We start from the raw sequence: 26877 nt of genomic DNA, 5'->3' as shown, positions 1-26877 counted from the left end.
GGAAAGAACGCAGCTGTACATACAGTGCGCAGGAAAATACTTTTAGGGGGAACGGGCAAAGATGAAAACTCTCGCGCAACCGGAGAGAGTGTTTCGGGAGTAGGATGTTGGTTTACATCATCCCGAAGTGTTTGCCCGTTCTACAGAACGTACCCGCGTTGTTTACAACGCCGCGGCGAGTACTTCCTGTACTTTGTTTTCCAGTTCCTCTTTATCGATTGGTTTTACACAGTATTCATTAGCACCAAGTTTGAGAGATTCACGAGCGGTTTCCAGTGTCGGATACCCTGTAAGCATGATGACTTGTGTTTTAGGTGAACGAGTTTTGAGTTCTGCCAAAACTTCTACTCCGGTCATTTTGCGCAGTTTAATGTCTAGAATCGCAAGGTCGGGCGTGTCCTGCTGGGCAAAGGTCAGGGCTTCTTCTTCATCTGTAAAAACCATTACAGAATGCCCTTTGCGTTCTAAAATGCGTTTGATGAGAATGCCTGCGTCAATAACATCATCGAGTACCATGATTATTGCCATAGCTATTTCCTTGTTAGCGTAAGGTAAGCGCAGACAGCAGGACAACACCTGCTGCTCAGACTGTATGCAAAAAACGTTGTGAGAATTGTATAAGAAGCTGCTAATGAATAGCATCGCCAGTTAGCAATTCTCGACGTTTTGTATGATTCAGATAGATTATTCGTATCCAATTTCATCTAACGGAAGAACAACCTTAAAGGATGTTCCCGGTCCCCAGTTTTCTGTGCGGGTAGCATCGTCTTCCAGTAAACGTTTGGAAGCTGGGCTGATGGCAGAAATTCGTCCGCCGTGATCCTGAATGATGCCGAACGAAACTGAAAGACCTAACCCCGTTCCTTTTCCTACGGGCTTTGTGCTGAAGAATGGATCGAAAATTGAGTCGATGTCATTCGTCGCAATGCCGGTACCGGAATCGGAGAACCATGCGGTTATGGTTCCGACGTTAATATCAAGTTCGGTGTGAATATTAATCACACCATTATGACCTATTGCTTCAATAGCATTAGACATAAGGTTCATCCATACTTGTTTTAACTGTTCAGGATTGCCATAGATAATAGGAAGCCTGTCATCCAGATGTGGGATGATGGCTACATTATCCAGTTTGAATGCGTGTCGAACAAGCTGAACAACTTCCATGATGGAGTTGTTGAAGCACATTTCTTTCTTTTCACTTTTTGTCTGATGTGAAAAATCAAGCAGGTCTGCGACAATTTTGCGGCAGAATTTTGCCTGCTTCTCAACCACGATCAAATCTTTATGTACCTGCTCATCTTCAGGAAAATCTTCCTGTAATAGCTGTGAGTATCCAAGGATGATGCCAAGCGGGGTGTTGATTTCGTGAGCAACGCCGCCTGCCAGTTTACCAATGGATTCAAGCTTCTGTGAATGAATGAGCTGGTTCTGGTAATCTTTTACGTTCGTGATATCACGGGCTGTGCCGAGAACTCCGATAGAGTTTTTATGCTCATCATGCACAGGAACCTTCAGCACGTTAAACCATTTTCGTGAACCGTCTTCCAGTACGATACGCACTTCACGGTTAACAGGTTTGCTTGTGCTGATTATCTGTTTTGTTTCCTGAAGAGTGTCGGCTGTATTTAACAATGAAGGAATTTCGTATTCCTTTTTACCGACAATCGCTTCTTTGGATTTACTTACAAAGGATGCAAACGCCTGATTGACGGAAACATATGTGCCGTCCTTGTCTATTAAAGACAACTGGTCAGGGCTGGATTCAAAGATGGTACGTAAAATTTCCTGCTGCTGTGTCAGATCAGTTTTAGCTTCTTCAAGCTCAGCAATATGTCCTCGCAGCGAAAGAGACATGACATCGAATGTTTCTGCAAGTTCATGAATTTCATCACCGGAGTTTCTGGCAAAAACAGGGCACTCTTCGCAGTTATCCAAATCACGTGCGGACTTGTTGCTACAGTAGTTTGTGCACAGCGTGTCGCCAAATTGCCAACATCGCCTGTCTGTATTGCCGTAAGCCGGACATTCTGTTTGCTCGCACTTATAGACTTCCCAACAGTTTCTGTTGAGACCGGAGGTCTGGTTTAGATTGAGTTCACCACGGACAATGCTTTCAGCATATTTGCCGAGCATCCCGAGTCTATACGTGATTTTGTGTGCAAACTGCGTTGAGATGGCAAGACTGATGATCAGTGTGATACCGGTAACGATAGAGATGGTAAGAATAAGCCCGTTAACAACGCTTTGTACCTGACTTCTGGATAGTCCCAGACGTGCTTGTCCGATGACGAGTCCTCCAGCTGTAACTGGGACGGCAAAGTCATAAAATTTATCGGAGCCGGTATCAACGAGGCGGATGGAAGGCTGGGCGTCTTCTGTGATAATGTTGGCGTATTTTAAATCAACGGGAAAGCCGTTTGTAAACGTATGCGCCAGAATCTGGTTGTCGATGTTTACAAGGAACGCGTAAGCAACATCTTTATCGACAGTGCGTAGCTCATCAACCATTTCCTTCATCTGCAAAAGATCGCCGGAAAGCATGGAGCTTGTTGTACGCAGCGCGATGTTATCCGCCAGTACCTGCCCGCGTCGTTTAGTTTCGTGTACGAGCGAGTTTGTTGCGATTTGGGTAACTACAACGGCAAGCATAAGTGAAAGGGAAATGATGATTAAACTCATTCCCGCATTAAGTTTTGTACGAAAACGCATTGTGCTTATTTTATTCAGCATTTGACACCCGCTGCGCTGGTAGTGGAGGTACGTCTTGAAGCTTTGATGTAATTCTATCCGCTTCTATTTTCTGAATAAGAGTACGCACAGCATCATAATCGGAATCTGTGGCCGGAATGATACCGCTGGTGCGCGCATTTTTAAGGATTGCTGCTTCAGAGGGAATGTCCATGGAAAGTCTGAACATAGCCTCTGCAATCTTTGAAACGATCTCTTTGTTCATGCCGTTTCTGGCTGAATATACCCACCCCGGATATTCCGGAGTCACTGCCAGCACACGAATGTGCTGCAAGTTTATTTTATCTTTTACAGTATCAAGTGCGCCTTCGCGAACAGATGCCACGTCGTATTTCCCGGCGTAGACTGCGAGTGCGGCTTTTTCCTGTTTACCGCCCGGGCCGGGGGCAAAAGCAATTTCTCTAAAATTATGAGCGTGGATGCCGTGATCTAAAAAATATCCGAGCGCGTAAAGGTAGCCGCCTGCGGAGTATGGATCAACCGCAATCCAGCGTTTACCGATAACATCTTCGAGTGTTTGAATTGCTTTGTTTTGTGCATGTACAATAATCTGGCCGCGGAATGTCGGACGTCCATCCGGTTCCTTGATACGCGCAAAAGCAGTGGAGCCCAATTTGGTTAATTGCACATAAACAAACGGATTGGAGAAAGAAATATCAATTTCTCCCCGTTCCACCATGCGAACATGCTCTGCAAAAGTATCAGGAAAAACCTGACGCATAGGCAGACCAGTTTCTTTAGCAAGATGCTGGATGAGCGGGTTGTGACGAGCGTAGGAAACTTCGTGGGAGTACTGAGGTAAATAGGCGTAGGTTATTGCAGGTTCCGGTACTGGAACTTTAACAGATTCCCGTTTGCTAAAGTCAACTTTAACAACGGGGACTTCTTCTCCGCATCCTTGTAAAAAAACGGGAATGCAGAGTATGAATGTTAAAAAAAGTGCACGCAACATTTTCTGTTTCAAGTAACGACCTCATAAATGAACAGGAGCGTGTCCTATTCTTCTTAAGATAAGGATGACTATCCTGCAGTAACGGTGTTTTCTTTCGTCTGCTGTATTGGCTTAGACGCTGGAGCAGCTTTACTAAGTTCTTCCCATGATTTGAGATCACTTATAAGTTCAGCATCTTCTTCACGCATGGCTTCAATATTACGAAGGACAGGAATGAATTTACGTGTTTTGTACAACAGGTATCGTAAAGCAATATAGCTTGTAAGGAGTACAAAAGCGTATCCCAATGTGAATGTTGTAGAAGATATAAAATCTGTACTTAGGTTGGTAAGGCTGAACTTACCGAAGTCAAGAGAGATCATAGGAATGCTAATAATGTCAACACCTGTGAAACGTGTTTGCATCCAGCCGAGAGCAAAAGGAACAGGCCATAGGGAAACCGCAAAAAATGCTGCCTGTGCAAAGAACACTTTACCAAAGTATTCGTTTGCCCATGTGTTTGCAGCCTTAAAGTTGGCTTTATCCTTTATCTTAATAGCCTCAATGGAGAGGTTGTGCATATGTACCATCTTTTCATTAAGGCGTGAATAATATGCTCTGTTCACACGATAGATGAGGATGGATGAAAGTTCTCCTGCAAAAACGCACCAGAGCCCCATCACTAAAGAGCCCATCCATATAGCCATATCCGGATTACTGATCCAACGGTACGGGGCAATAAAGAAGGGGTCGAGTGCGAAAAAAATACTCTGCATATCCATGCGTTACCTCTCAAAAAAAAATGTCGCAATCTGCGTAAGTGCAAATTGTTAGTAATGTCGGGAACGAAGCAAGAGTGCTTCGTTCCCGATGAATGCTGTGTTGGCTAGAATGGAGGCAGAACTGCTATTCCAAGGAAGCCTTTAGATGCGTAGCGGATACCAACGTAGAAGGCGAGGAAGATGAAGAGGCGTTTGAGCCAGATTTCAGGGATGTACTTGGAGGTGCGTGGGCCAATAAAGGAACCTACGAGTACACCAATGAGTTCAACACCGATGAGAGGCCAGAATACCGGGGTATCTTTAACTACCATGTAAGTGAAGATTGATGTGGTCATACCTACGAGTACTGCCAGTGCAGAAGTGCCAGCTACGAGGTACATAGGGAGACCGGCAACACTTGTAAGGAATGGTACCAGAAGGAAGCCGCCGCCTACACCGAGGAAGGAAGCAAGGCCAGCGATAACAAAACCGCCGCATACTGGTACGAGTGGGTTAAAGGAGAATTCAACGCCGTAGAATGTGAATACGCATTTAGTTGGAGCGAAAGAAACAACTTTTACACCAAGGCTAGAGGTATCAACAGCGGCGCCGGAGCGTTCTTCTTTAATAGTGGCTTCAAAAGCACGTGCTGCTTCTTTAGCCTGTTTTTTGTTTGCCTGACCACGTGGAGTGGTTTCGTAAAGCAGGTAGCAGCCTAAGAAGAGTACGAACAGGCCGAAGTAGCCGATGTACGCTTTAAGGGAAATCTGGCCTGCGGTGAGCCAAGGAATAAGGTAAGAACCCAAAATGGAGCCGGTTGCGAGGGAAAGACCCAGTGGGAGTACAAGGCGGCCCATTTTGAAGTAGTTGAAAGATGACATGCCCGCGGAAGTACCAACAAGCCACTGGTTAGAAACTCGGATGGAGTCAGTTACCAGTTTGTTGAGTACAGGGGACTGTTTTTTTAAAGCTGGATGCGTAGTCACCAAAACCGAAGATGGTGATGTGACCAACACCAGCCATGATGCCGCCGAATGCGCCAACAGTAGAGAAAATCCAACCAACCCAGATAGCCCAGAAGAAGCCGATGACGAGGTTAACAGATGGTGCGCCCGGAATGCCTAAGAAGCCGGTAGCAGCAGAAGTATTGATTTCGCCAACGCCAGTACCTTTTGGGGTAGCGTTAATTGCATCAGAAAGGCGGTCAGCCAATGCGGGCTGAGAAAAAACAAGCAGAATAGCTGCAGCGAGTAGGGTAAGACTTACCCAATTACGTTTGCTGGAAACAACGTGTACCTCCTCACGTAAATTGCGTTCCATAAGAGGAGCGGTATGTGCGTACCGCTCCGATATATTACAAAGACTATTTATTCTTTTTGAAGATGATGAGCGGACAGTTTTTACATACATCCTGACCCGGGAAGCCGTCGCCAGGTTTGGTGATGGAAGAACTACCGAGATCTTCGATACGTTCGAGAAGACGTTCGTAAGTTGCGATCATCTTTTCGCCCGGAATCATAACGTTGATTTCGCCGCGTTCTGTTTTACCGGCGTTGTAGCTACCGGAACATGCAGGAACCATGTTGAATTCGTTAGCAACGTAAGAGTAAGCAGTACCACCACATGCTGAAGAGTTCATGGTGATTGCAGGGCGAAGCGGATGAGTGTCTGTGCCTGCCATGTAGTCAACAGCAAGGTGGTATGCCTGCATGTTATCTACATAGAAGTGAACAACGTCTGGAGTTTCGGTTGCGCTGGCAAGCGGCATAACCGCGATACCAATCATACCCTCAGGCATCTGAGTTTTTGTTTCCACAAAACGTCTAGCCTGTTCAGGGTTACGAGTGTATTTTGCGTGGCTTTTTACTTCTGCATCATCAAGACCTTTCCAGCCGAAGCTGTAATGAGCATTGGAGCAGGAGAGCATTTCTTTAGTAGCGTATACGCTCTGACCTTTCATACGTGCAGCGATTTCCCACTGACAGTAAGTCATTGGCTTGATAGGTACATGCACTTCGTTTTCTTCGAGGTACTTGTCTACGTCAGCCTGGTCGTAGAAAAATTTTACGGCGATAGGGTAATGATACAAGCGCATTTCGCGCATCAAAGTTGCTTGCATTTCTTTAAAATCTACGGACATGATTCTTCTCCCATTTGTTTCTTGTGAAGATTCAGTCATTCCACCTGTTTTGGTGGTTGAGCTTGTTGTTATCTGAGGGTGGAATTACCAATGGGCCCTACAACCAGCAATAAAAACTGAAATAAAGAATTAAGTCACATTAATTCACAAGCAAAGTGCCCATTTTGTCTTTATAAGTGCAATATTTTGTGATTTAATTCACAAAATAATAAATAAATTCATTTAATTTAAGTAATTAACATTTTAAACGTATATATAAGCAAACACTCATAGGATGCGCTTTTCAGATGTTTTTTCTCGAATATTGATATTTGCTTGTGCTTGTAACGAAAAGATTCTCGTTTTGCGTACAGTAAAGAGTGAGTTTGTGACTTTTTTCATGACTGGAAACTTGGGATGTGTGGGTAGAAGAGAGTGCAATAAAAAGCCCTGCGTGTGCAGGACGATCAGTTTGGGAAAGGCTGGTGGTTATCTATATAAATAGGAACTCAACTTTTTGTAGGATTCTTTAATGGCATGGAAGGTTCGCTTGGAGGTTTTTTGCTTTGCGATCCTTCAGGTGGGTGTTTAATGTTGTCTTTGAGCTTTTCATGTCGTCCTCTGAAAATTCAGGGAATGGTAATTGGTCGCTTGAACGCCATCTTGAACCTCCGTTGGTTTGAATGGTGGCTAAACTCTTCAGATGGATCTGTTCGAAGTTGGGAACGTCGGCTTATAGAATGAGTGTATTTAGAACTCTCATTAGAGAGTCGTTAAAGTCTGATGAGAGGTTTTTTTTGTTTTCTGAACATGCTACGTTGGTATTAATAATTTTTGTGATAAAAATTCTAGCTTTCGGAACGAGTGTTTTCGGGTAATGTTTGCGTGATGGCGGTTGCTGGTTTACAGATTGAACCAGTGGCGAGTCTTAATAGAGCGCAGTGAGTGCTTGAAAGGACTGTGTGGCAGGCGTTGAACTGAGATATGTTGTTGCACACGCGCTTGATTGCTAAGGAGTGTTTGAATGGAATGTGGTGATTTTATTCAGCTATTGAACATCAACGCAGGTTTTTGTTTTTTTAAATAAAAAAAAGCCCTGCAAAAGCAGGGCTGTAAGTGCGTGGCGGAAGCGTATAGGAGTCGAACCTACCTAGGACATCACTGCCCTACACCGGTTTTGAAGACCGGACGCCACACCGGTGACGAAACGCTTCCACATCTGTTTTTCTTTGACAGTGGGGTTTTTAGCAGGAAAGCCTTTAAGGCGCAAGATTAAGATGCTTTTAGGATAAAGTTCAATGTAATTTAGAAAAAGAGCGTTTCAACCATTGTCAAATCGCGTTTGAGTAATTAGAAATAAAAGTTCGAGTAAGAAAATACATTTGAGCAAGTAAATTAAATCCGATCCTAACTTCGGAGGGTAAAATACCTTGAACCAGTTTTCCCGGAACTTGATTCTCTGGGCTGTCATCTCCCTACTCATGGTTGTATTGTTTAACATGTTCAGCCAGCCACAAAACTCGCAGACAAAAGTCAGCTATACAAAGTTTTTGGAGCTGGTGGATAAAGGCGACATTGCAGAAGTCTCTATCCAAGGACAAAAGCTTCTCGCCAAAGAACATGGCGGTACCGTTGTAAATACCTATGCACCAGACGATCCTAAACTCGTAGATCGCCTCGTAGGTAAGGGTATTGTTGTTAATGCCGAGCCAAAAGAAGATTCACCTTGGTACATGACCTTGCTTGTATCATGGTTTCCTATGTTACTCCTTATCGGTGTATGGATTTTCTTCATGCGCCAAATGCAAGGCGGCGGTGGCAAGGCCATGTCCTTTGGTCGCTCCCGTGCAAGGCTCATCTCACAGGATCAGTCAAAGGTTACCTTTGCTGATGTTGCTGGCATTGATGAAGCGAAAGAAGAACTTAGTGAAGTTGTTGACTTTTTGTCTAACCCTAAACGGTTTACCCGCCTTGGCGGACGTATTCCGAAAGGTGTTTTACTCGTGGGCCCTCCGGGTACCGGTAAAACATTGCTCGCACGTGCTGTAGCAGGTGAAGCAGGGGTTCCGTTCTTCTCTATTTCCGGTTCTGATTTTGTGGAAATGTTTGTAGGTGTTGGTGCATCTCGTGTTCGTGACCTGTTTGTACAGGGCAAGAAGAATGCACCATGTCTTATTTTTATTGATGAAATCGACGCAGTTGGTCGCCAGCGTGGCGCTGGTCTGGGTGGCGGTCATGATGAACGCGAACAGACCCTTAACCAGTTGTTGGTAGAGATGGATGGCTTTGAGTCCAATGAAGGTGTAATCCTCATTGCTGCTACAAACCGTCCTGATGTACTTGACCCTGCATTACTTCGTCCTGGTCGTTTTGACCGTCAGGTAACCGTACCTGTACCGGACGTTAGAGGCCGTAAGCGTATTCTGGAAGTGCATGCACGCCGTTCTCCGCTTGCTGGTGATGTGAACATGGAAGTCATTGCGAAAGGTACTCCGGGCTTCTCCGGTGCTGATCTGGAAAACCTTGTTAACGAAGCGGCTCTTCAGGCTGCTAAGGAAAATAAAGACCAGATTAACATGTTCGATTTCGAACAGGCCAAAGACAAACTCATTATGGGTAAAGAACGTCGCAGCATGGTTATGAGCGAAGACGAGAAGAAAATAACCGCATACCACGAAGGTGGTCATGCTCTGTGTGCTAAGCTTCTCCCTAAAGCTGATCCTGTTCATAAAGTATCTATTATTCCTCGTGGTCGCGCGCTTGGTGTTACCATGCAGCTCCCGGGTGAAGACCGTTACGGGTACTCCCGTAGCTTCCTCGAAACAAACCTCGTGGTTCTTCTTGCTGGTCGTGTGGCTGAAGAGATTATCTTTAATGACATTACAACCGGTGCAGGCAACGACATCGAACGTGCTACTAAAATGGCTCGTAAGATGGTCTGTGAATGGGGTATGTCTGAAGCAATCGGTCCACTCAATATTGGCGAGCAAGGCGAAGAAGTCTTTATCGGTCGTGAGTGGAATCAGTCTCGCAACTACAGTGATGAAACAGCACGCCTTGTTGACGCAGAAGTAAAACGTATGGTGGAATCAGCACGTTCTGCTGCTCGTGAGCTTATTGAAGGCAACATGGAACTTCTTGAGAAGATTGCTGCATCATTGCTTGAGCGTGAAACCATCACAGGTGCAGATATTGATCTGCTTATTGAAGGTAAAGAGCTTCCTCCTCTAGAAGACATGAATGGAAAGGATGCCGCTCCGGCTGAAAATCCAGCAGATGCTCCAGATGCTTTTGCAAAGGCAGCAGCTGCATATAGAGAACAGCAGCCAGAATCTGCTGAAGATTCTGAAGACTTTATTCTCGGAACTGAAGAGAAAGGGCAGGAGCAAACTGCACCGACTCCAGAACCGGAAGAAAAGAAAGCACCGGAAACTACTTCTGAATCTTCTGAAGAGAAGAAGTAGTAATGAACACCCCGTTTTCATGGGAAGTACGAGGGGGCAGGTCCATAGGCCCTGCCCCTTTTTGTATTTTTGGCATTGTTAATGTGACACCCGACTCATTTCATGACGGCGGAGAATATAATTCAGTCGCGGCGGGCATTGCGCACGCGCGTATGCAGGCCGCAGCAGGGGCACATGTTCTGGATATCGGCGGAGAGTCATCCCGTCCTTTTGCAGACCCTGTTTCACTCGAAGAAGAAATTAGACGAGTCCTGCCTATTGTTGAAGGTGTGCTCGGAGATTGTTCAGACGATGCGCTGCCGTGGGCTGTTTCTGTGGATACGTATAAAGCTGGAACAGCAGCTGCCGTGCTTGAAGCGGGAGCACATATCATTAACGATATTTCCGCGTTTGAATTTGACCCGGAACTAAAGGATGTTGTCGGTCAGTATAAACCTGGCTATGTTCTCATGCACAGTCAGGGAAAACCTGATAACATGCAGGTAGCACCAACGTATGGTAACGTAGTTGATGATATCCTTGCTTTCTTTGACCGTAAGCTGAAAGAATTAACCGATGCTGGTCTACCGGAATCTCGTATTATGATCGATCCAGGTGTCGGTTTTGGGAAAACGGTAGAGCACAATCTGACAATTTTACAGAATATTGATCGCTTCCAGACCCTTGGATTTCCGGTGATGGCCGGTATTTCTAATAAATCCATGTTCGAAAAGGTTTGCGGAGCGCCCACAGGTGAACGTGAAAACTGTACACAGGCAACAACCGCTATCCTCGCGTATCGAGGGGTAGTGGTGCACAGAGTACATGACGTTGCTAAAACACATGAAACTCTTTTGCTTGCAGAAGCACTCCGTAGCTAACAATAGCTAGAGGTAGGTAGATAGCGTGTTTTCAATGGATACATTGGGATATATAAGCATAACATGGCGTGATGCTATAGATATCGCTCTCGTAACGCTCTTGTTCTATCAAGTGATGATAGTAATAAGGGGGACGCGTGCGGTATCGGCAATCTATGGTCTGTTGCTGCTTATTGCTGTCTTTGCATTTTCTGAATATTTTGGTTTTTACACACTGCATTGGATTCTACAGCAGTTCCTTGGCTCCTTCTTCCTTGTGGTTGTGATTCTGTTTCAGGATGACATCAAGCGTGGGCTTTCTAATATGGGAGCGCGCAGCTTCTTTAAAAGAACGGAAGTTGAGGACTCTTTCCTTGATGAGATTATCGGCGCTGCTATGAACATGGCGAAGCGTCGGGTCGGTGCTCTTATTGTGCTCGAACATCATGTAGCCTTAGGCGATGTGGTTCGACGTGGTGTGCCGCTTGATTCCACTGTGACGAAAGAACTGCTTGTAACAATTTTTCAGGTAAAGGCTCCGTTACACGATGGTGCTGTGATTATTAGCCATGGTCGTGTGGCTGCTGCTGGTTGTATTTTGCCTCTTGCCGTTGGCGAGCAGGACAGACCGGAATACGGCACAAGGCACAGAGCGGGGCTTGGTATTACGGAAGAAACAGATGCTATTGCAGTTGTTGTTTCTGAAGAACGTGGTGATGTTACTGTGGCTGTAAACGGCCGATTGACCAGTAATCTTGATAAGACTCGTCTTAAACGTGTATTACGTAATCTCTTGGAGCGGTAATCCATGAGTGTAAGCTGGCGTCACTTACTTTTGGCTTTTGTTATGGCTTCCTGTTTATGGGTTGTCATCTCTGGTCGTGAGCAAGTTGAAATTTGGGAAAAAGCATCCGTAGAATTAAAAGGGATGCCTAAAAACCTCACGCTGCTTAGCGGATTGCCACCAGAAATTGAAATCCGAGTTCGTGGCCCTAAAGGTCTAGTTCGCACGATTACTGATAGAAAACTGACCTATGTTCTAGACCTCTCTAAGGTGAGTCCGGGACTGAATGTTTTGCCAGTTCAAGCTAGCGGCATTCAGCTTGGTAAGGCTTTTGATGTGGTGGAAGTCCGTCCGTCGCGCCTTACCTTGGAAGTAGACAGGTTTGTAGAAAAGATATTACCTGTCGTACCACGCTGGTCAGGAGAATTGCCTCTGGACTTGTTTGTGGAGTCAGCTTCTGTGACCCCGCAGTTTGTTACGGTGCTTGGTCCCGATTCAGAGCTTGCGGCACTTAGTGATGTGGAGGCTGTTACGCCGGCACCTAAAGCCGAAGAGCCTGGAAGTGTGACTCTTGATGGTACCGTTTCTTTATCTTTACGAGCGAAATCGACTCCTGCAATTGTCGAAGTAACTTATATTCTTGGAATGTTGTCACAAAAGCGGACAATTGTTCGGGATGTTATAGTTATTCCTAGAGCCGGTTTTGACATCACTCTCAATCAACCTGCTGTGAAAGTGACGATTGAAGTGCCTGATTCTTTAAAGGATAACAGCGCACTCATCGACACAGTTCGTGTTATCTTGGAGCTTCCGGAAGACATAACTCCCGGAGAATATAAGCTGCCTTACCGACTGGAGCTACCCGATAAAGTTAAGGTTGTGGGCACAGATCCAGAAACCTTAACTGTGACTGTTTCTACGAAATAATTTAGTCAGGTGGCATTTCTCAGTATCCTCCTTTCGTTGATAATAATGCAGTTCTGCGTTACTTGAGTTTAATCAAACTGTTGTAGGTTGTGCGCGCAATACTTCTTTGATTGCTGTTATAGCTGCTATGCGTACAAGCCCTACATTTATAAATTTCAATTAAATAAAAAAACAGGAGCTTCCATGGGAAGACGCTTGTTTGGAACGGATGGAATGCGTGGCACTGTAAATCAGTACCCGATGGTTCCAGAAGTCGCCATGCGCTTGGGACTTGCTGCGGGAACCACTTTCCGAACTGAAACTGGACGGAATAGAGTTGTAATCGGAAAGGACACCCGCCTTTCCGGATATGTTTTTGAAAATGCTCTGACTGCAGGCTTTTGTGCTGCAGGTATGGACGTATACCTTGTTGGACCAATGGCTACACCAGCCATTGCCTTCTTAACAAGAAACATGCGCGCAACCATGGGTGTGGTTATTTCTGCTTCGCATAACCCATACCAAGACAACGGCATTAAATTTTTTGATTCTTGTGGCTACAAGCTTGCTGATTCTGTTGAAGATACCATTACAGATATGGTTCTTAATGCTGATCATCAGTGGGATTACCCAGCTCCAGATAAAGTTGGACGCGCAAAGCGTATTGAAGATGCTGTAGGTCGATACATTGTCTATTTGAAGAATAGCTTTCCGACGAACCTTTCTTTGGAAGGTCTACGTATCGTTCTTGATTGCTCCAATGGCGCGAACTATAAAGTTGCCCCGCTGGTTCTTGAGGAACTTGGAGCAGAAGTTATACCTATTGGTGTTAGCCCGAACGGGGTGAACATTAACAAAGGTTGTGGCTCTCTTTATCCAGAAGTAATGGCACAAAAAGTTCGTGAATCGCGTGCCGACATCGGGCTGGCGCTTGACGGTGATGCTGATAGGCTGATTGTTTGTGATGAGCATGGTACAGTGCTTGATGGCGATCAGATAATGGCTATTTGTGCTAACGACATGATAAGCTCCGGCTCTCTTGTGGACAATACTCTAGTTTCCACTGTGATGAGTAATATGGCACTTGAAGTATTCATGCGTGAACAGGGAGGCCGCTTATTGCGCACTCCCGTTGGTGACCGCCATGTAGTAGAAGCCATGCGGAATACGCAGGCAACTATGGGGGGAGAGCAGTCTGGCCACTTGGTATTTACGAATTATGGTACAACTGGAGATGGCTTGCTTGCAGGACTTCAGTTGCTCCGTATTATGCGTCAACAAGATAAGCCGCTTTCCAGCCTTGCAGGATTGCTTGAACTATACCCTCAAGAACTTATTAACGTCCGCGTAGAGCGTAAGGTTCCTTTTGAGGAGTGTCCGGCTTTGCTTGAAGATGTTAAGAAAGCTGAGAATGAATTGGGTGATAAAGGGCGAGTGCTGCTACGGTATTCCGGTACAGAATCTCTTTGTCGCGTAATGGTTGAAGGTGAAGATGATGAACTGGTTAAACGCCTGGCTTCATATCTTGCTGAGTCTGCACAAAAGAATTTAGTATAAGTGGAAATTTTATGAATATTCGCAAAGTAGTTGTCCCTGTTGCTGGTTGGGGAACCCGTTCTCTTCCTGCTACCAAGAATATCCCGAAAGAAATGTTACCTATCTACAATAAGCCTGTTGTTCAGTACATTGTAGAGGAAGCTATCAAATCCGGCCTTAATGATGTTGTTTTCGTTACCAACCGCGAAAAGAAAGTTATTGAGGATCATTTTGATAGAAACCTTCAGCTTGAAGGTTTATTACAACGCGCTGGAAAAGAAGAGTTGCTTCGTGTCGTGCAAGAAGTAGCAAGTATGGCGAATATCATTTCTATTCGCCAGAAAGAGCAGCTTGGTTTGGGACACGCTGTGTTATGCGCTAAAGATCTTATCAATGAAGATGCCTTTGGCGTAATGCTTGGCGATGACCTTATTTTTGGCATGGAGCCCGGATTGAAGCAGCTTATACAGGTTGCAGCCTCCGAGCATTTACCAGTTGTTGGCGTGATGGAAGTTGAAGCGGACAAAGTAGACCGTTACGGCATTGTCGCAGGAGAAGAAATTTCTCCTGGTACATATCGCGTCACTGATCTTGTTGAGAAGCCTGCAATTCAGGATGCTCCATCCCGTCTGGCAATCGTTGGTCGTTACGTGTTGACTCCAGATATTTTCCCGGCTCTTGAAAAAACAAAAGCAGGTGCAGGTGGAGAGATTCAGTTAACAGACGCTTTGCGAACCGTTGCTAAAGAACGCGGCCTGTTGGCTGTAAAAATGCGCGGTATGCGTTTTGACGCTGGTAACTGGACAGAATATCTTGCAGCAAATATATACTTTGCTTTGCAGGATGAGTCTATCCGTGATGATCTTATCAAGCACTTAAAACCACTGTTGCCTTAGGGAATGTGGTTAGAAGTAAGAATTCAAAAAGGTGGTCTTTATGATCGCCTTTTTTACTTTCAGGAAAATGAACAATGCTCGCTATTTCTCTTTTAAGTCCTCCGTACGCAACGCTAAGCTACGCCGCACCGGCATGGCTTGATGATTCTGTATGGAAATGTGGCCAGCGTGTAGTTGTACCGCTGGGTAAGGGAGGAATGCTTCGGGCAGGAATCGTTGTTTCTATCGATGATGACAGCTCTGTAAAAAAAGGCGTTGTACTGAAAGCTTGCCTGTGGCCAGCAGAACGTGAACCTCTGCTTAGACCTGAATATCTTGTCATGGTTAAGCAGCTTGCTTTGCGGCATATGGTTACAGAAGGTGAAGTACTTGGCGGACTACTGCCTGCTGGGCTTCGTACTTCCAAACTTCGCCTTCGTGTGCTTGATGGTGGCAGACCTCGAACTGTCGCTATGCGTGATATTGCAAAAATGACCGATGCAGAGCGTTCTGTCATTGGTGCGCTATGGGCGAGCAATGATGTCGAAGTTCTGGACAGTACCTTTGATGCAGACGAACAGGAATTGTGCAGTCTCCTCGTGGATCCTCCGTGGTCAGTGCGGCCTTCTGCTAAACGCCAGATTGAAGTGCTGGAGTATTTACACGAGAAGGGCATGCTTTCTCGAACTCGTATGCTTAAGGACCTAGGTTCCGGCATTTCATCAGCTTTGAATACGCTTGCCGAACGAGGGCTGATTCGCATTGGTTCCCGTGAAGAGGGAGCGTGTGAAGTGTGTCAGGATGAAAGTAGTGAATGTTTTTCTGACATAGATGAAGGATTCACTTTATTGCCTGAGCAACAAGCTGCCCACGATGAATTTATCCAGCTGATGCATGCTGCAAGCCCTAAATCGGCATTGCTTTATGGCATTACAGGAAGCGGCAAGACTGTCGTATATCTAGAGTTGGCAGCAGAGGCTTTAGCGAAAGGCCGTTCTGTGATGTTGCTTGCTCCGGAAGTTGCTCTGGCTTGTAGACTTGAAAATGCTGTCCGTAGTCGTTTTCCTTCTCAGGAATGCTTTTTTTACAACGGCTATCAGTCTCCTGCGGAAAGAGAAAAAACATTTCGTACCTTGGCAGACCGTACTGCTCCCTGCATTATCGTGGGGACACGTTCCGCGCTATTCTTACCTTCGCCGGAGCTTGGACTGATTGTTCTGGATGAGGAGCATGATACTTCGTTTAAACAGGACGAAGGCCTTGTTTATCAGGCAAAAGAAGTTGCATATTATCGCGTACAGCAGAGCAATGGATTGCTGTTACTTGGTTCGGCAACACCAGATGTGAAAACATTTCATGCTGTAAAACAGCAGGCTGTTTCCATGAGTGTGATGAAGGAGCGTGCTGGCGAAGGTAGACTTCCTGAAGTTTCGCTGTTGAATATTAAAAACTTGAAACGTGCAGACGGAATTCTTGCTCCAGAGTGTAAAAAGCAAATACGGGAAACTGTAGAGCGCGGCGAGCAGGTTGTTATTCTGTTGAACCGTCGTGGCTACTCTCCGTTGATGTATTGCCTTGATTGTGGACATGTTGCACGTTGCCCGCATTGTGAAGTAGGGCTTACATATCATAAAGAGCGTGAACGTTTGCTCTGTCATTATTGCGGATACTCAGTTCCGTATCCTGTTGTATGTTCCAAATGCAAAGGGCTTCATTATCTTCCTATGGGGGAAGGTACGGAAAAGCTTGAAGAGCATTTGGCAGAGATTCTTCCGCCTGATACAAAAATTTTACGTTTGGATAGAGATTCTACCCGTCGTCCCGGGAAAATGCAGCGCATTCTCGATGCGTTTGCAAATCAGGAAGCGCAGGTGCTGGTCGGAACACAGATGTTGTCCAAGGGGCATCATTTCCCAAACGTGACTCTTGCAGTTGTAGCTGATGGCGACCTCGGGCTGAATCTTCCTGACTATCGCGCTGCGGAACGTACATTTCAGTTGCTTGTTCAAGCATCCGGACGTTCAGGCCGCGGCGAAAAGGCAGGGCGTGTGCTTATCCAGACACGAGACCCCGAGCACTACTGTTGGCAATTTGTTGGTAGTGCAGATTATGATGGATTTTATGCAGAGGAAATTGAGCGAAGACGTAAACGTAAGTACCCTCCATTCGTTAAATTAGCGCTTATCCGTGCCAGCTATCCGTTGGACTGGAATAAAGGGATGGAGTGGGTAGGTTCGTTAACTGAAGTCGCAAGAGCTCTTGGTAAAGAGCACGATGTGCGAGTGTTGGGACATACTCCGTCACCGCTGCCTATTTTGCGTGGTAGAAAGCGTTTCCAGTGGACTTTGAAGTCTGACAGCTGGATAAGTATTAGAACGCTCTATTACGCGATGCGCAATGCGGTGCCGCGTGGTTCAAAACTCAGGCTTTCTCTGGATATAGATCCTGTGAATATGTTGTGAGGAGCTAAGTATGATTTATGTTGTATCTGCCTGTGTTGCGTGCCCGTTTTATCTTTCAGATCATGGCGGCAACTGTAGCGGGCGTTTTCCAGAATTAAAGCCGGTGGATGTAGATCCAACATCTACAAAGCCGGATTGGTGCCCTGTAAGTAGCTCAACATTACGAGTTACAGAGTCTGCAGCAAATAATACCGGCTTACCGGCTATAGCCGTTGATGAGTGTGAGGACTGTCCGTTCTTTTTTCAGAACGCCAAACGTCGGTGTAATATTGCCAACCCTAAGGGACGGCCTATATTGACTGACGGAGAGCGTCCTGTATGGTGTGTGCTGCGTAAAGAAGTGGTACTTATTCGAGGGAAATAGAAGGGTACAGATTGCTGACAAACCTGCACATTGCTGCGTTACTTCAAAAAAATCAGATGCTCACATAGATCTAGCTATGCTTCGCCCCTGACTTTTTCTTGCGCCTTGCACTGCACAAGTTTGTCTCAATCTGTTTAAAACAACTTTATCGGTACCCTCGGTAAAGAACGAGTTTTTACTACAAACGCTATTATGGCGGGGATACATTCCCCGCCTTTTTTTATGCGTAACCCTGTGTTTTGATAGAAGGACTTTGTGTAGTGAGTATGTCGAAAATGTGCGGTGTAACTAGCCCAATTGATTACGCAATCATTATTGAAAATACATACTTAGATGGTAGAAAAATGTAAAAAGCGTTGCCAAGTGTAAGTGTTACTATTATAGACCGTGTAATTTACTTTTTTGAGTGGGTGGCAGTAATGGCAGAGGGGCCTTGCTACTTGCTCTTTTGCATGTCTTGAGGGGAAACACTGTTCACTTTTCATAGTTATTTGAAAAATATTGAATAGTGCGCTGAACAGGCACTTACAGGCATGCTAACTATGAATTCGAGGGGAAAATAATGAAGCGACATTTCCTGTCTATTGTTGCGTCTTGTGTATTGCTGTTAGCTGTTGCCACTTCAGCTTCTGCTGCGGGTTTTGCATTGTATGAATGGAGTGCTCGAGGCAACGCCCTTGGTGGTACTCTTGTTGGTCGTGCGGATGACCCATCTGCGGTTGCATATAACCCAGCAGGTATTACGCAGTTGGAAGGTACCCAAATTGCCGTTGGTGTTTCTCTTGCGTCTCCATTTTCAGAGGTTGTAACTACTAATCCTGATAGTTCAACCACCACAACAGATAGTAAAGATGCTCTCTTTGCTATTCCTCATTTTTACGTAACTCACAAAATTAATGACAAATGGTCTATTGGTTTTGGTGAGTTTTCACGTTTTGGTCTCGGCTTCGGCTATGACAAAGATGATTTTCCAGGCGCATACAACGTATATGATGCAACGATTCAAACGGTTTCTTTAAACCCGAACATTGCATACAAAATTACTGATCGTCTTTCTGCGGCTGTAGGTCTTGAATATATATATGTTGATGTAGCTATTAAGAAAAAATACAATAAACTTCTTGGTGGTACTTCTAAACTTACCGGTAGCGGTGACGGCGTAGCTTTGACCGCAGGTCTTCACTACAAGTTAGACCAATGGCGTTTTGGTGTTGGCTACCATAGCCAGGCTAAAATCGATGCTGATGGTGAAACTAAGATCTCTGGTGCAGCATCGCACCCAATGGCTCTCCCTAACGGTACCTACGATACAAAAACTTCAATTGTACTTCCTGATATGATCAGTTTTGGTATTACATATTACCCGATTGAAGAGTTGAGTTTTGAATTTGCTGCTATTAACACTCGTTGGTCTACCTATAGAAATTTTGACCTTTTTCTCGACACACCAGCAGGTACTGTTCCTGTTGCACAGCCAAAAGATTGGGATGACGTATGGCGTTTCAGCTTGGCGCTGAATACGACATTAACGAGAACTGGACCATTCGCGGCAGTTACTCGTACGATGAAGCACCAGAAAATGCTAAGTACGTTGACTATATGATTCCAGCTGCTGACCGTCACCTTATTGGTGCAGGTGTTGGCTACAAAGTGAACAACTGGACTATTGACGTCGCATACACTTACATTATCGCAGAAAGCGTTGACTATGATGATGCAGTTGGAAACGTAACTGGTGTTTCTGCTGGTAAATCTCAGAACGGTGTAACGCACATGGGTGCAGTTACCGTTGGTTACGCATTCTAAATTGCGATAACCTGATAGTTACTGTTCGCTATCTATAGTTGCAATGATGACCGGCTCGGGGTAATTCCTGAGCCGGTTTTGTTTTTATAAAGGGGTAATAAATATGCATGTTGTATTGTTTGAACCGGAAATTCCGCCGAATACTGGCAACATTGCCAGATTGTGTGCAGCAACCGCTACAGATCTGCATTTGATTGAACCGCTTGGTTTCAGTCTTGAAGATAAATATTTGAAACGTGCCGGATTGGACTATTGGCCGCATGTTTCCGTTTCTGTATGGCCCAACTGGGAAGCATACATCGAAGGTGTAGGGCATAAGCACCGGCATGTTATGGCAAGTTCTAAACGGGGTGTTGCCGTGCATGAGGTTGCGTATGATGTGAATGATGCGTTAGTGTTCGGGCCAGAAACTCGAGGACTCCCCGATGACTTGATGGACAGATATGAAGATCATGTCCGCATTCCAATGTGGGGCGAGGTGCGTAGTCTTAACCTTTCAACAGCTGTAGGCATTGTCTTGTATCAGGCGTTTGCTGCAACTGGAGTTTTAAACGGAAAGTAGGTGTATATGGAACTCTTCTGGATACCACTAGCTGCGTTTGTCATTGATGCAATATTTGCTGACCCGAGTTTTTTTCCACATCCGGTGCAGTTGATTGGAAAATTATTGGATAAGTTGGAAAAGACAGCCCGTAAAAATTTCTCTAACAGGTTTGGCGGTGTGTTATCGCTGCTGATTCTGTTGCTCATGGTTTTTGTTGTGGTGACTACCTGTATAGGTATTCCATATGTGGGATGGATTTTTGCATTGTACTTTGCATGGTCTGGTCTTGCTCTTGGCAGCTTGCTGAGTGAAGGCACTAAAGCTGTGCAGGCTGTTGCATCCGGTTCTCTTGATGACGGCCGTAAGGCCGTTTCTATGCTGGTTAGCCGTGATGTATCGGAATCCACTGAAGAAGAGTTGTATAAAACCCTTGCGGAAACTATTTCCGAAAATTTCAACGATGGTATCATCGCACCATTTTTTTGGCTCGTTCTATCTGGTCCGGTTGGACTGTGGCTGTACAAGGCTACCTCCACAATGGATTCCATGTGGGGATATAAGAACGAGAAATGGATAGATCTTGGATGGGCAGGTGCTAAGTTTGATGACCTGCTTGCATATTTGCCGGCACGTTTTTCTGCAATGTTTCTTCAGTGTACTGCAAATCTTGCAGGTCTTGGTTCAGGAAGAGGCGTGTGGGATAGTGTTGCGCGTGATGCAGCTAAAATGGAAAGTCCGAACGCTGGTTGGCCAATGGCGATGGCTGCACATCTTTACGGTAGACCAATGGGCGGCAGTGCCGTGTACTTTGGAAAAGTAAAAGAAAAGCCTGTGCTGGGTGTCGGTGATGAAGCATGGGATAAAGCCACTTTGATCCAGTTGATTAAACACATTCGTCTCGCAGCAATTTTTGGCTGTGGACTGCTTTGGCTTGCGGTTTCATTATTGCGTTTAGTTTTTTAACGACGTTTATTAGCGAAGCAAAAATGACTATCCTTTTTCCCTTGATTCGAGGGTGAGGTTGATGTGTTTTTTGCGGAAAACTTAGTTGGCTGTAAGCAAAAGATTGAGCCGAACGGAAATAAGTGATCTTAGAGTGAAGCTTTCCTCGTAATGGACAATTGTTAGTTATCAATAAAAAAAAAGGCTGCCCAAAATATGGGCAGCCTTTTTTTATGTGAAATAAATGCTGAGTAAAGGCTCTGGTTAGACAACCTCTCCGGCAGCATTGCCGGATGCCCATGCCCAGTGCAGATTGAATCCGCCAAGATCGCCGAGAACATCAAGAACCTCTCCTGTCAAATACAGGCCGGAGCAGAGTTTGCTTTCCATGGTTTTTGATGAAACGGAGCTTGTATCAACGCCGCCGCCTGTGGCTTCAGCTTTTTTCATACCTTCAGTGCCAGTCGGTGTAACTGTAAATGCATGAATGCTGGAATGCAGTACCTGCATATCCTTTTTACTAAGCTGGGCAATTTGTTTTTCACGAAGCTCTTTAGGAATAAGAGCAGCAGCAAGACGTTCCGGAAATTTTCGGCTCAACACGTTTTTTAATAACGGCTTGGAGCCTGCTTCTTCGAGGATGTCAGTAAGAGATGCAGAAGGAAGCAGGTCGATTTCAATAGCATCACCTTTCTTCCAATGAGCAGAAATTTGCAGAACTACAGGCCCGCTAATCCCTTTATGGGTGAAGAGCATGTTTTCTGTGAATTGCTTATTATTACACCGAATAGTTACCGGCAGCGCGATACCGGATAAATTTTTGAGTTTCCAGTTGGAAGGCATCATAAGTGGTACCAACGCTGGAAAAGTAGGGATGATTTTATGACCGAACTGTCGGGCAAGTTTGTACCCTGCATCAGTTGCTCCCGCTTGTGGCCATGCGCTGCCACCAAGGGCAACTATAAGTGACGGAGCAAAATGTTGCGAATCCGTTAACCCAACGTCAAAGAGTTCACCTTTTTTCTGCACATCCGTGATTTGTTCGGAAAAAAGAAAGTGTACATTATGCTCAAGACAATCGTTGTAGAGTGCCTCTGTAACATCCGCAGCACTGTGAGTGCAGAATAATTGGCTGTGCTCACGCTCTTCCCAAGAGATATCATGAAGAGACAGATATTCAACCATGTGCCAGGGCGTAAAACGTGCAAGGGCTGATTTGCAAAAGTGAGCATTTTTACAATGGTAGTTCGCTGGACTTAAGTCTATATTTGTAAAGTTACATTTGCCACCACCAGCAATCAGGATCTTGCGTCCGGCTTTGCGAGCATGGTCAACGACCAGAACTTTGCGGCCTCTTTTGGCAGCTGTGAGTGCAGCCCAGAGGCCTGAAGCGCCTGCGCCTAAGATAATAACGTCATGTTGATTCATGCGTGCTCCTGAAAATATGTGTCGTTCCTGCTTACATGAAGCCAAAGGGACGTATACTGTTATGGTGTAATTGTCACGTTATCCTCTGAGGTGAGCACTATGCCGATTTATGAAAACACACTGTATCCGGCTCCGTTTTTTCTACCGGGTGGTCATGCACAAACGCTATATCCTGCACTGTTCAGAGCATTGGATTTGCCTGCTTGCACTGTTCAACGAATAACTACGCCTGATAATGATTTTTTAGATGTAGACTTCCACTATGCAAATCCTGACACCCCTAAAAAGCGGCTTGTCGTGATCTCTCATGGACTGGAAGGCAATTCGAAGCGTTCATATGTGAAAGGGATGGTTAGAGCGCTTATACGGGCAGGATGGGATGCTGCCGCGTGGAACTTTAGAGGGTGTAGCGGTGCACCTAACAGAAAGCTCCATATGTATCATAGCGGTTCAACCGAAGACTTGCACTCTGTTGTAAGCTTTTGTGCAAGGAAAGGGTACGAGGAAATAGTCCTTGTGGGCTTCAGCATGGGTGGAAACCAAATTTTAAAATATTTGGGTGACCCAGCAACATTTGTTCATCCCTGCGTTCAGGCTGCTGTGGTTTTTTCTGTACCGTGCGATCTTGTAGGGGCGGCGAAGGCGATGGATAAGCCTTCAAATGCTATTTACTTGAAAAATTTTATGCGCACGCTAAAAGATAAAATTGTACAGAAGCATGATGCGTTTCCAGGTTTGGTGAATATAGCGAACTTGAATGAATTGAAAACATTTAAAGATTTTGACGAAGAATACACTGCTCCGTGGTACGGATTCAAGGACGCTCTTGAATATTGGGAAAAGAGTTCCAGTGTTCAGTTCCTGGATAGAGTTAGAGTGCCTACTTTGATGATTAGTGCCCGAAATGACCCGTTTCTATGGCCGACCTGTTACCCGACAGGGCACGCGCACCGTAGTAAGTATCTCTATCTAGAGACTCCGGCTGATGGCGGACATATCGGTTTTGTCCGGTTAGCTGATGACGATTACTACTGGTCAGAAATTCGCGCTGTGGAGTTTATAGGACAAGTCATGGGGTAAGGTTGGTGTAATCTGAAATACGTCTCCAAGGATTTTTAAGTTTATAAAAAATAAAGCCGCGAAGTAATCTGAAACTCAGATTACTTCGCGGCTATTTTTTTCTTACAAAGAAAGATGAATAGGTGCGCTATTAATACGCGACGCTACTCGTATGCAGAAATATTATTTGGTTTCTGTTGCTTTCTTTTTACGACCAGCGAGGCGGTGACGGTTCTGTCCAGAAAGAATGTTTTTACGCAGACGGATAGATTCTGGAGTAACCTCAACACACTCATCTTCAGTAATGAAGTGGATAGCGCGCTCGAGGGTCATAGGACGTACCGGGGTAAGAGTAACAGCGTCATCTTTACCGGAAGCACGAACGTTAGTGAGTTTTTTACCCTTACAAGGGTTGATGTCGAGGTCGTTGTCACGGTTGTGTTCGCCGATAACCATACCTTCGTATACAGGTAAGCCTGCATCGATGAAGATTTCGCCGCGTGGCTCTAAGTTAAAGAGAGCGTATGCAACGGACTGGCCGGTGCGGTCACAAACGAGAGAACCAGTGTGACGGGTTGGGAACTCGCCACGGTAGTCTTCGTAACCGTCGAAGAGTGAGTTCATGATGCCGGTACCTTTGGTATCGGTGAGGAACTCATCACGGTAACCGATAAGACCACGGGAAGGAATAGTGAATTCCATGCGAACACGGCCGGTGCCGTTGTTCACGAGGTTGGTCATACGGCCTTTACGTGCTGAAAGTTTTTCAGTCACAACGCCCATGAATACGTCATCACAATCGATAAACAGTTTTTCCATAGGTTCGGAAAGCACGCCGTCGATCTCTTTGAAGATAACTTCAGGACGACCGATGGTCAGTTCGAAGCCCTCACGACGCATCTGTTCAACGAGAATAGCCATCTGGAATTCACCACGGCCTTTAACGATGAAGCTGTCGCGCTCTTCACTGTCTTCAACACGGATTGCTACGTTAAGCATGGTCTCACGTGTAAGACGTTCGCGGATTCTGCTGGACTGAACGTGTTTACCTTCAGTACCTGCAAGCGGGGAAGAGTTAATGCTGAAACGCATGGAAACGGTTGGTTCGTCAACGTTGATGCGTGTCAGTGCTTTTGGTGCTTCTTTAGTACAAATGGTGTCGCCAATGTTTACGTTGTCGATACCGGAAATAACTACGATGTCACCAGGAGTTGCTTCGGCAGCTTCAGCAAGTTTCAAGCCCTGATAGGTCTGAATTTTGGAAACGCGAAGGCCGCGAGGCTGATCGTCAATGCCGATGCAAGCAAGCTGGTCGTTGTTGTGAATAGTACCGTGGAATACACGGCCGATTGCGAGACGACCAAGGTAGTCTGAGTAGGAAAGATCAGCTACGAGCATCTGGAAAGGCTGTTCTGGGTCGTATACAGGACCAGGAACTTCAGAAAGGATTACTTTGAAGAGTGGTGCAAGGTCTTTCTGTTCTTCTTCAGGAGAATTCATAGCAACGCCGTCACGACCAACTGCGTACATAACAGGGAATTCAAGCTGCTTGTCGGTTGCTTCGAGGTCGATGAACAGGTCGTATACTTCGTCAAGCACTTCATCAATACGTGCATCCGGACGGTCAATTTTGTTGATAACAACAATAACTTTAAGACCGGCTTCAAGAGTTTTCTTGAGTACGAAACGAGTCTGAGGAAGTGGGCCTTCAGATGCGTCAACGAGCAGAATAGCACCATCAGCCATTGTGAGAGAACGTTCAACTTCACCACCGAAGTCGGCGTGACCAGGGGTGTCGATGATGTTAATTTTTGTTCCCTGCCAAGAAACAGCACAGTTTTTCGCCGCGATGGTAATACCACGTTCGCGTTCGAGGTCCATGCTGTCCATTACACGGTCATCAACTTCCTGGTTAGCGCGGAAGATACCGCCCTGTTTAAACATAGCATCAACAAGAGTTGTTTTACCGTGGTCAACGTGCGCGATAATCGCAACGTTACGAATTGCATCGTTATGAATAGTCTGAGTCACAAATAATTCCTTATAAAATGCAAAAGTTCTTTCGTTGCTGCTGCTTGTGGCGGCAGGGTAAACTTTCGCGGTTATGCGTTGTGTCGGTGGCATATACCTAAGTGCGAGAAAGGGCAAGCTCTCAGGTGAGCGTTTTGCTGGCAATGTAGCACGCAAGACGGTTAAAGGCATGATAAATAGAACACCGCGGGCTTTCTTTTAAAAGAAAACTCACGGTGTTTTTGTACCTCAAAGACATCAGTCTAATGAAAAACGTCAATGTTCCGATAAGGGCAGTGAAGACTCAGATGCTTCCTGTGCACATTGCGTTATCGAAAATTTTCAGGGTGGGGATAACAAGTGTTAGCACTGTTTGGTGATAATTGCCTGCAGCAGAGCAGAGAGGCTGGCACCGGCTTTGTTTGCTGTCCGGATAATTTCATCAAGTGGAACATCTGTCATGCAGTCGGGAAGGTTTTTGTTTGTCAGGCAGGACACACCAAGAACTTTTAACCCGCAATGGCGCGCGGCAATGACTTCCATAACGGTAGACATGCCAACAGCATCAGCGCCAAGGCGTTTGTACATACGGGTTTCAGCAGGTGTTTCCATCTGCGGGCCATGTACGCCTGCATAAATTCCGCGTTCGAGCCGGATGCCGAGTCTGGCTGCTTCTTCCATTGCGCAGGTGATGAGCTGAGGATCGTATGCCTGACTCATGTCAGGAAAACGCGGGCCCCAGTCGTCGACATTGCATCCGGAAAGAGGTGTGCGGCCTGTAAAGTTTATGTGGTCGGTAATTGCCATAAGAGTGCCTGCATCCCACTGGGGGACAAGGCAGCCTGCGGCGTTGGTAGCAATATATGTATCAATGCCAAGCGTGGCCATTACGCGGACACCCATGCTTACTTCAGCAGGAGAGTAACCTTCGTAAAGGTGATTTCTTCCCTGTTGGATTACTACAGGAACATCGGCAATGGTGCCGAAAACAAACTGTCCTGCATGTGATTCCACTGTTGAATGTGGAAAATCGATGATGTCGTTGTAAGAAATGGTCTCGGTTACAGTAACCGCGTTTACAAAATCACCGAGGCCAGTACCGAGTGCAATGCCGATTTTTGGAGAAAGATCGTTTTTTGCAAGCTCTTTGATTGACTGTACGGCGTTATGTACTTTATTCAAACTTTGCATAACCTGCTATACCTATTGATAGATTGTAGGGAAACATGCCCCGTAATGGGTTTGACGGAGCATGATGCAGTCACATGTTGTGATAAATTATACGAACCCGCCTGT

General features: G+C 45.6%; 19 protein-coding genes, 1 tRNA gene and 2 pseudogenes. 12 read left to right on the top strand and 10 right to left on the bottom strand.

Annotated features, from left to right (window positions below):
* Nucleotides 1–162 precede the first annotated feature (162 nt).
* The 7 genes and pseudogenes from MKHDV_RS09550 to MKHDV_RS09520 form a co-directional block, all read right to left on the bottom strand.
* On the bottom strand, nt 163–528 hold the full coding sequence (locus MKHDV_RS09550) for a response regulator (protein ID WP_160714670.1): 366 nt from the start codon (nt 526–528) through the stop codon (nt 163–165).
* Nucleotides 529–684: 156 nt separating this feature from the next.
* Nucleotides 685–2733, bottom strand: a complete 2049-nt coding sequence (locus tag MKHDV_RS09545) for a nitrogen regulation protein NR(II) (protein WP_160714668.1) — start codon at nt 2731–2733, stop codon at nt 685–687.
* Nucleotides 2723–3703 carry a phosphate/phosphite/phosphonate ABC transporter substrate-binding protein gene (locus tag MKHDV_RS09540; RefSeq protein ID WP_162859852.1) on the bottom strand — a complete coding sequence of 327 codons (981 nt, stop codon included), beginning with the start codon at nt 3701–3703 and terminating at the stop codon, nt 2723–2725. Before MKHDV_RS09540 ends, MKHDV_RS09545 begins: the two co-directional genes overlap by 11 nt.
* Nucleotides 3704–3771: 68 nt before the next feature.
* Entirely contained in the window at nt 3772–4464 is a 693-nt protein-coding gene (locus tag MKHDV_RS09535; protein ID WP_160714664.1) for a hypothetical protein, read from the bottom strand.
* A gap of 104 nt (nt 4465–4568) precedes the next feature.
* Nucleotides 4569–5763, bottom strand: a pseudogene (locus tag MKHDV_RS09530) (sulfite exporter TauE/SafE family protein).
* A gap of 43 nt (nt 5764–5806) precedes the next feature.
* Nucleotides 5807–6583: a DUF169 domain-containing protein gene (locus MKHDV_RS09525; protein WP_160714662.1), complete on the bottom strand. Its 777-nt coding sequence runs from the start codon at nt 6581–6583 to the stop codon at nt 5807–5809.
* A gap of 1100 nt (nt 6584–7683) precedes the next feature.
* Nucleotides 7684–7777: transfer RNA gene (locus MKHDV_RS09520), tRNA-Sec, on the bottom strand.
* Between the two features lie 215 nt (nt 7778–7992).
* Here MKHDV_RS09520 and ftsH point away from each other — a divergent pair.
* The 11 genes and pseudogenes from ftsH to cbiB all read left to right on the top strand — a co-directional run bounded on the left by ftsH (nt 7993) and on the right by cbiB (nt 21105).
* Entirely contained in the window at nt 7993–10026 is a 2034-nt protein-coding gene (gene ftsH, locus MKHDV_RS09515) for an ATP-dependent zinc metalloprotease FtsH (RefSeq protein ID WP_160714660.1), read from the top strand.
* A 2-nt stretch (nt 10027–10028) separates the two neighbouring features.
* The gene (folP, locus tag MKHDV_RS09510) at nt 10029–10886 is read left to right on the top strand and encodes a dihydropteroate synthase (protein ID WP_160714658.1); all 858 of its coding nucleotides are present in this window, start codon (nt 10029–10031) and stop codon (nt 10884–10886) included.
* Nucleotides 10887–10920: 34 nt separating this feature from the next.
* Entirely contained in the window at nt 10921–11670 is a 750-nt protein-coding gene (gene cdaA, locus MKHDV_RS09505) for a diadenylate cyclase CdaA (RefSeq protein ID WP_162859851.1), read from the top strand.
* A gap of 3 nt (nt 11671–11673) precedes the next feature.
* Complete coding sequence (locus MKHDV_RS09500) at nt 11674–12576, top strand: YbbR-like domain-containing protein (protein WP_160714654.1); 903 nt, start codon at nt 11674–11676, stop codon at nt 12574–12576.
* Nucleotides 12577–12759: 183 nt separating this feature from the next.
* Entirely contained in the window at nt 12760–14112 is a 1353-nt protein-coding gene (gene glmM / locus MKHDV_RS09495) for a phosphoglucosamine mutase (RefSeq protein ID WP_160714652.1), read from the top strand.
* Between the two features lie 11 nt (nt 14113–14123).
* Nucleotides 14124–14987 (top strand): UTP--glucose-1-phosphate uridylyltransferase GalU, encoded by an 864-nt coding sequence (gene galU / locus MKHDV_RS09490; RefSeq protein WP_160714650.1) that lies wholly within the window; start codon nt 14124–14126, stop codon nt 14985–14987.
* A 74-nt stretch (nt 14988–15061) separates the two neighbouring features.
* Entirely contained in the window at nt 15062–17428 is a 2367-nt protein-coding gene (gene priA / locus MKHDV_RS09485; protein ID WP_160714648.1) for a primosomal protein N', read from the top strand.
* Nucleotides 17429–17438: 10 nt separating this feature from the next.
* Nucleotides 17439–17792 (top strand): hypothetical protein, encoded by a 354-nt coding sequence (locus tag MKHDV_RS09480; protein WP_160714646.1) that lies wholly within the window; start codon nt 17439–17441, stop codon nt 17790–17792.
* 562 nt (nt 17793–18354) lie between these two features.
* Nucleotides 18355–19598 (top strand): annotated as a pseudogene (locus tag MKHDV_RS09475) (OmpP1/FadL family transporter).
* A 103-nt stretch (nt 19599–19701) separates the two neighbouring features.
* Complete coding sequence (locus MKHDV_RS09465) at nt 19702–20160, top strand: tRNA (cytidine(34)-2'-O)-methyltransferase (protein WP_160714640.1); 459 nt, start codon at nt 19702–19704, stop codon at nt 20158–20160.
* 6 nt (nt 20161–20166) lie between these two features.
* On the top strand, nt 20167–21105 hold the full coding sequence (cbiB, locus tag MKHDV_RS09460) for an adenosylcobinamide-phosphate synthase CbiB (RefSeq protein ID WP_160714638.1): 939 nt from the start codon (nt 20167–20169) through the stop codon (nt 21103–21105).
* 243 nt (nt 21106–21348) lie between these two features.
* Here cbiB and MKHDV_RS09455 read toward each other — a convergent pair whose 3' ends face one another.
* Nucleotides 21349–22512 (bottom strand): NAD(P)/FAD-dependent oxidoreductase, encoded by a 1164-nt coding sequence (locus MKHDV_RS09455; protein WP_160714636.1) that lies wholly within the window; start codon nt 22510–22512, stop codon nt 21349–21351.
* 99 nt (nt 22513–22611) lie between these two features.
* Here MKHDV_RS09455 and MKHDV_RS09450 point away from each other — a divergent pair, with 99 nt between their 5' ends.
* The gene (locus MKHDV_RS09450) at nt 22612–23592 is read left to right on the top strand and encodes a YheT family hydrolase (protein ID WP_160714634.1); all 981 of its coding nucleotides are present in this window, start codon (nt 22612–22614) and stop codon (nt 23590–23592) included.
* A gap of 162 nt (nt 23593–23754) precedes the next feature.
* On the opposite strand, the gene typA is transcribed toward MKHDV_RS09450, so the two are convergent.
* The gene (gene typA, locus MKHDV_RS09445) at nt 23755–25602 is read right to left on the bottom strand and encodes a translational GTPase TypA (protein ID WP_160714799.1); all 1848 of its coding nucleotides are present in this window, start codon (nt 25600–25602) and stop codon (nt 23755–23757) included.
* Between the two features lie 342 nt (nt 25603–25944).
* Nucleotides 25945–26772: a purine-nucleoside phosphorylase gene (locus MKHDV_RS09440; RefSeq protein WP_160714632.1), complete on the bottom strand. Its 828-nt coding sequence runs from the start codon at nt 26770–26772 to the stop codon at nt 25945–25947.
* Between the last annotated feature and the right edge of the window lie 105 nt (nt 26773–26877).

The organism is Halodesulfovibrio sp. MK-HDV (assembly GCF_009914765.1).
Taxonomy (GTDB): Bacteria; Desulfobacterota; Desulfovibrionia; order Desulfovibrionales; family Desulfovibrionaceae; genus Halodesulfovibrio.
Note: the sequence above shows the minus strand (reverse complement) of the source record. Positions and strands in the feature narration are given on the sequence as shown.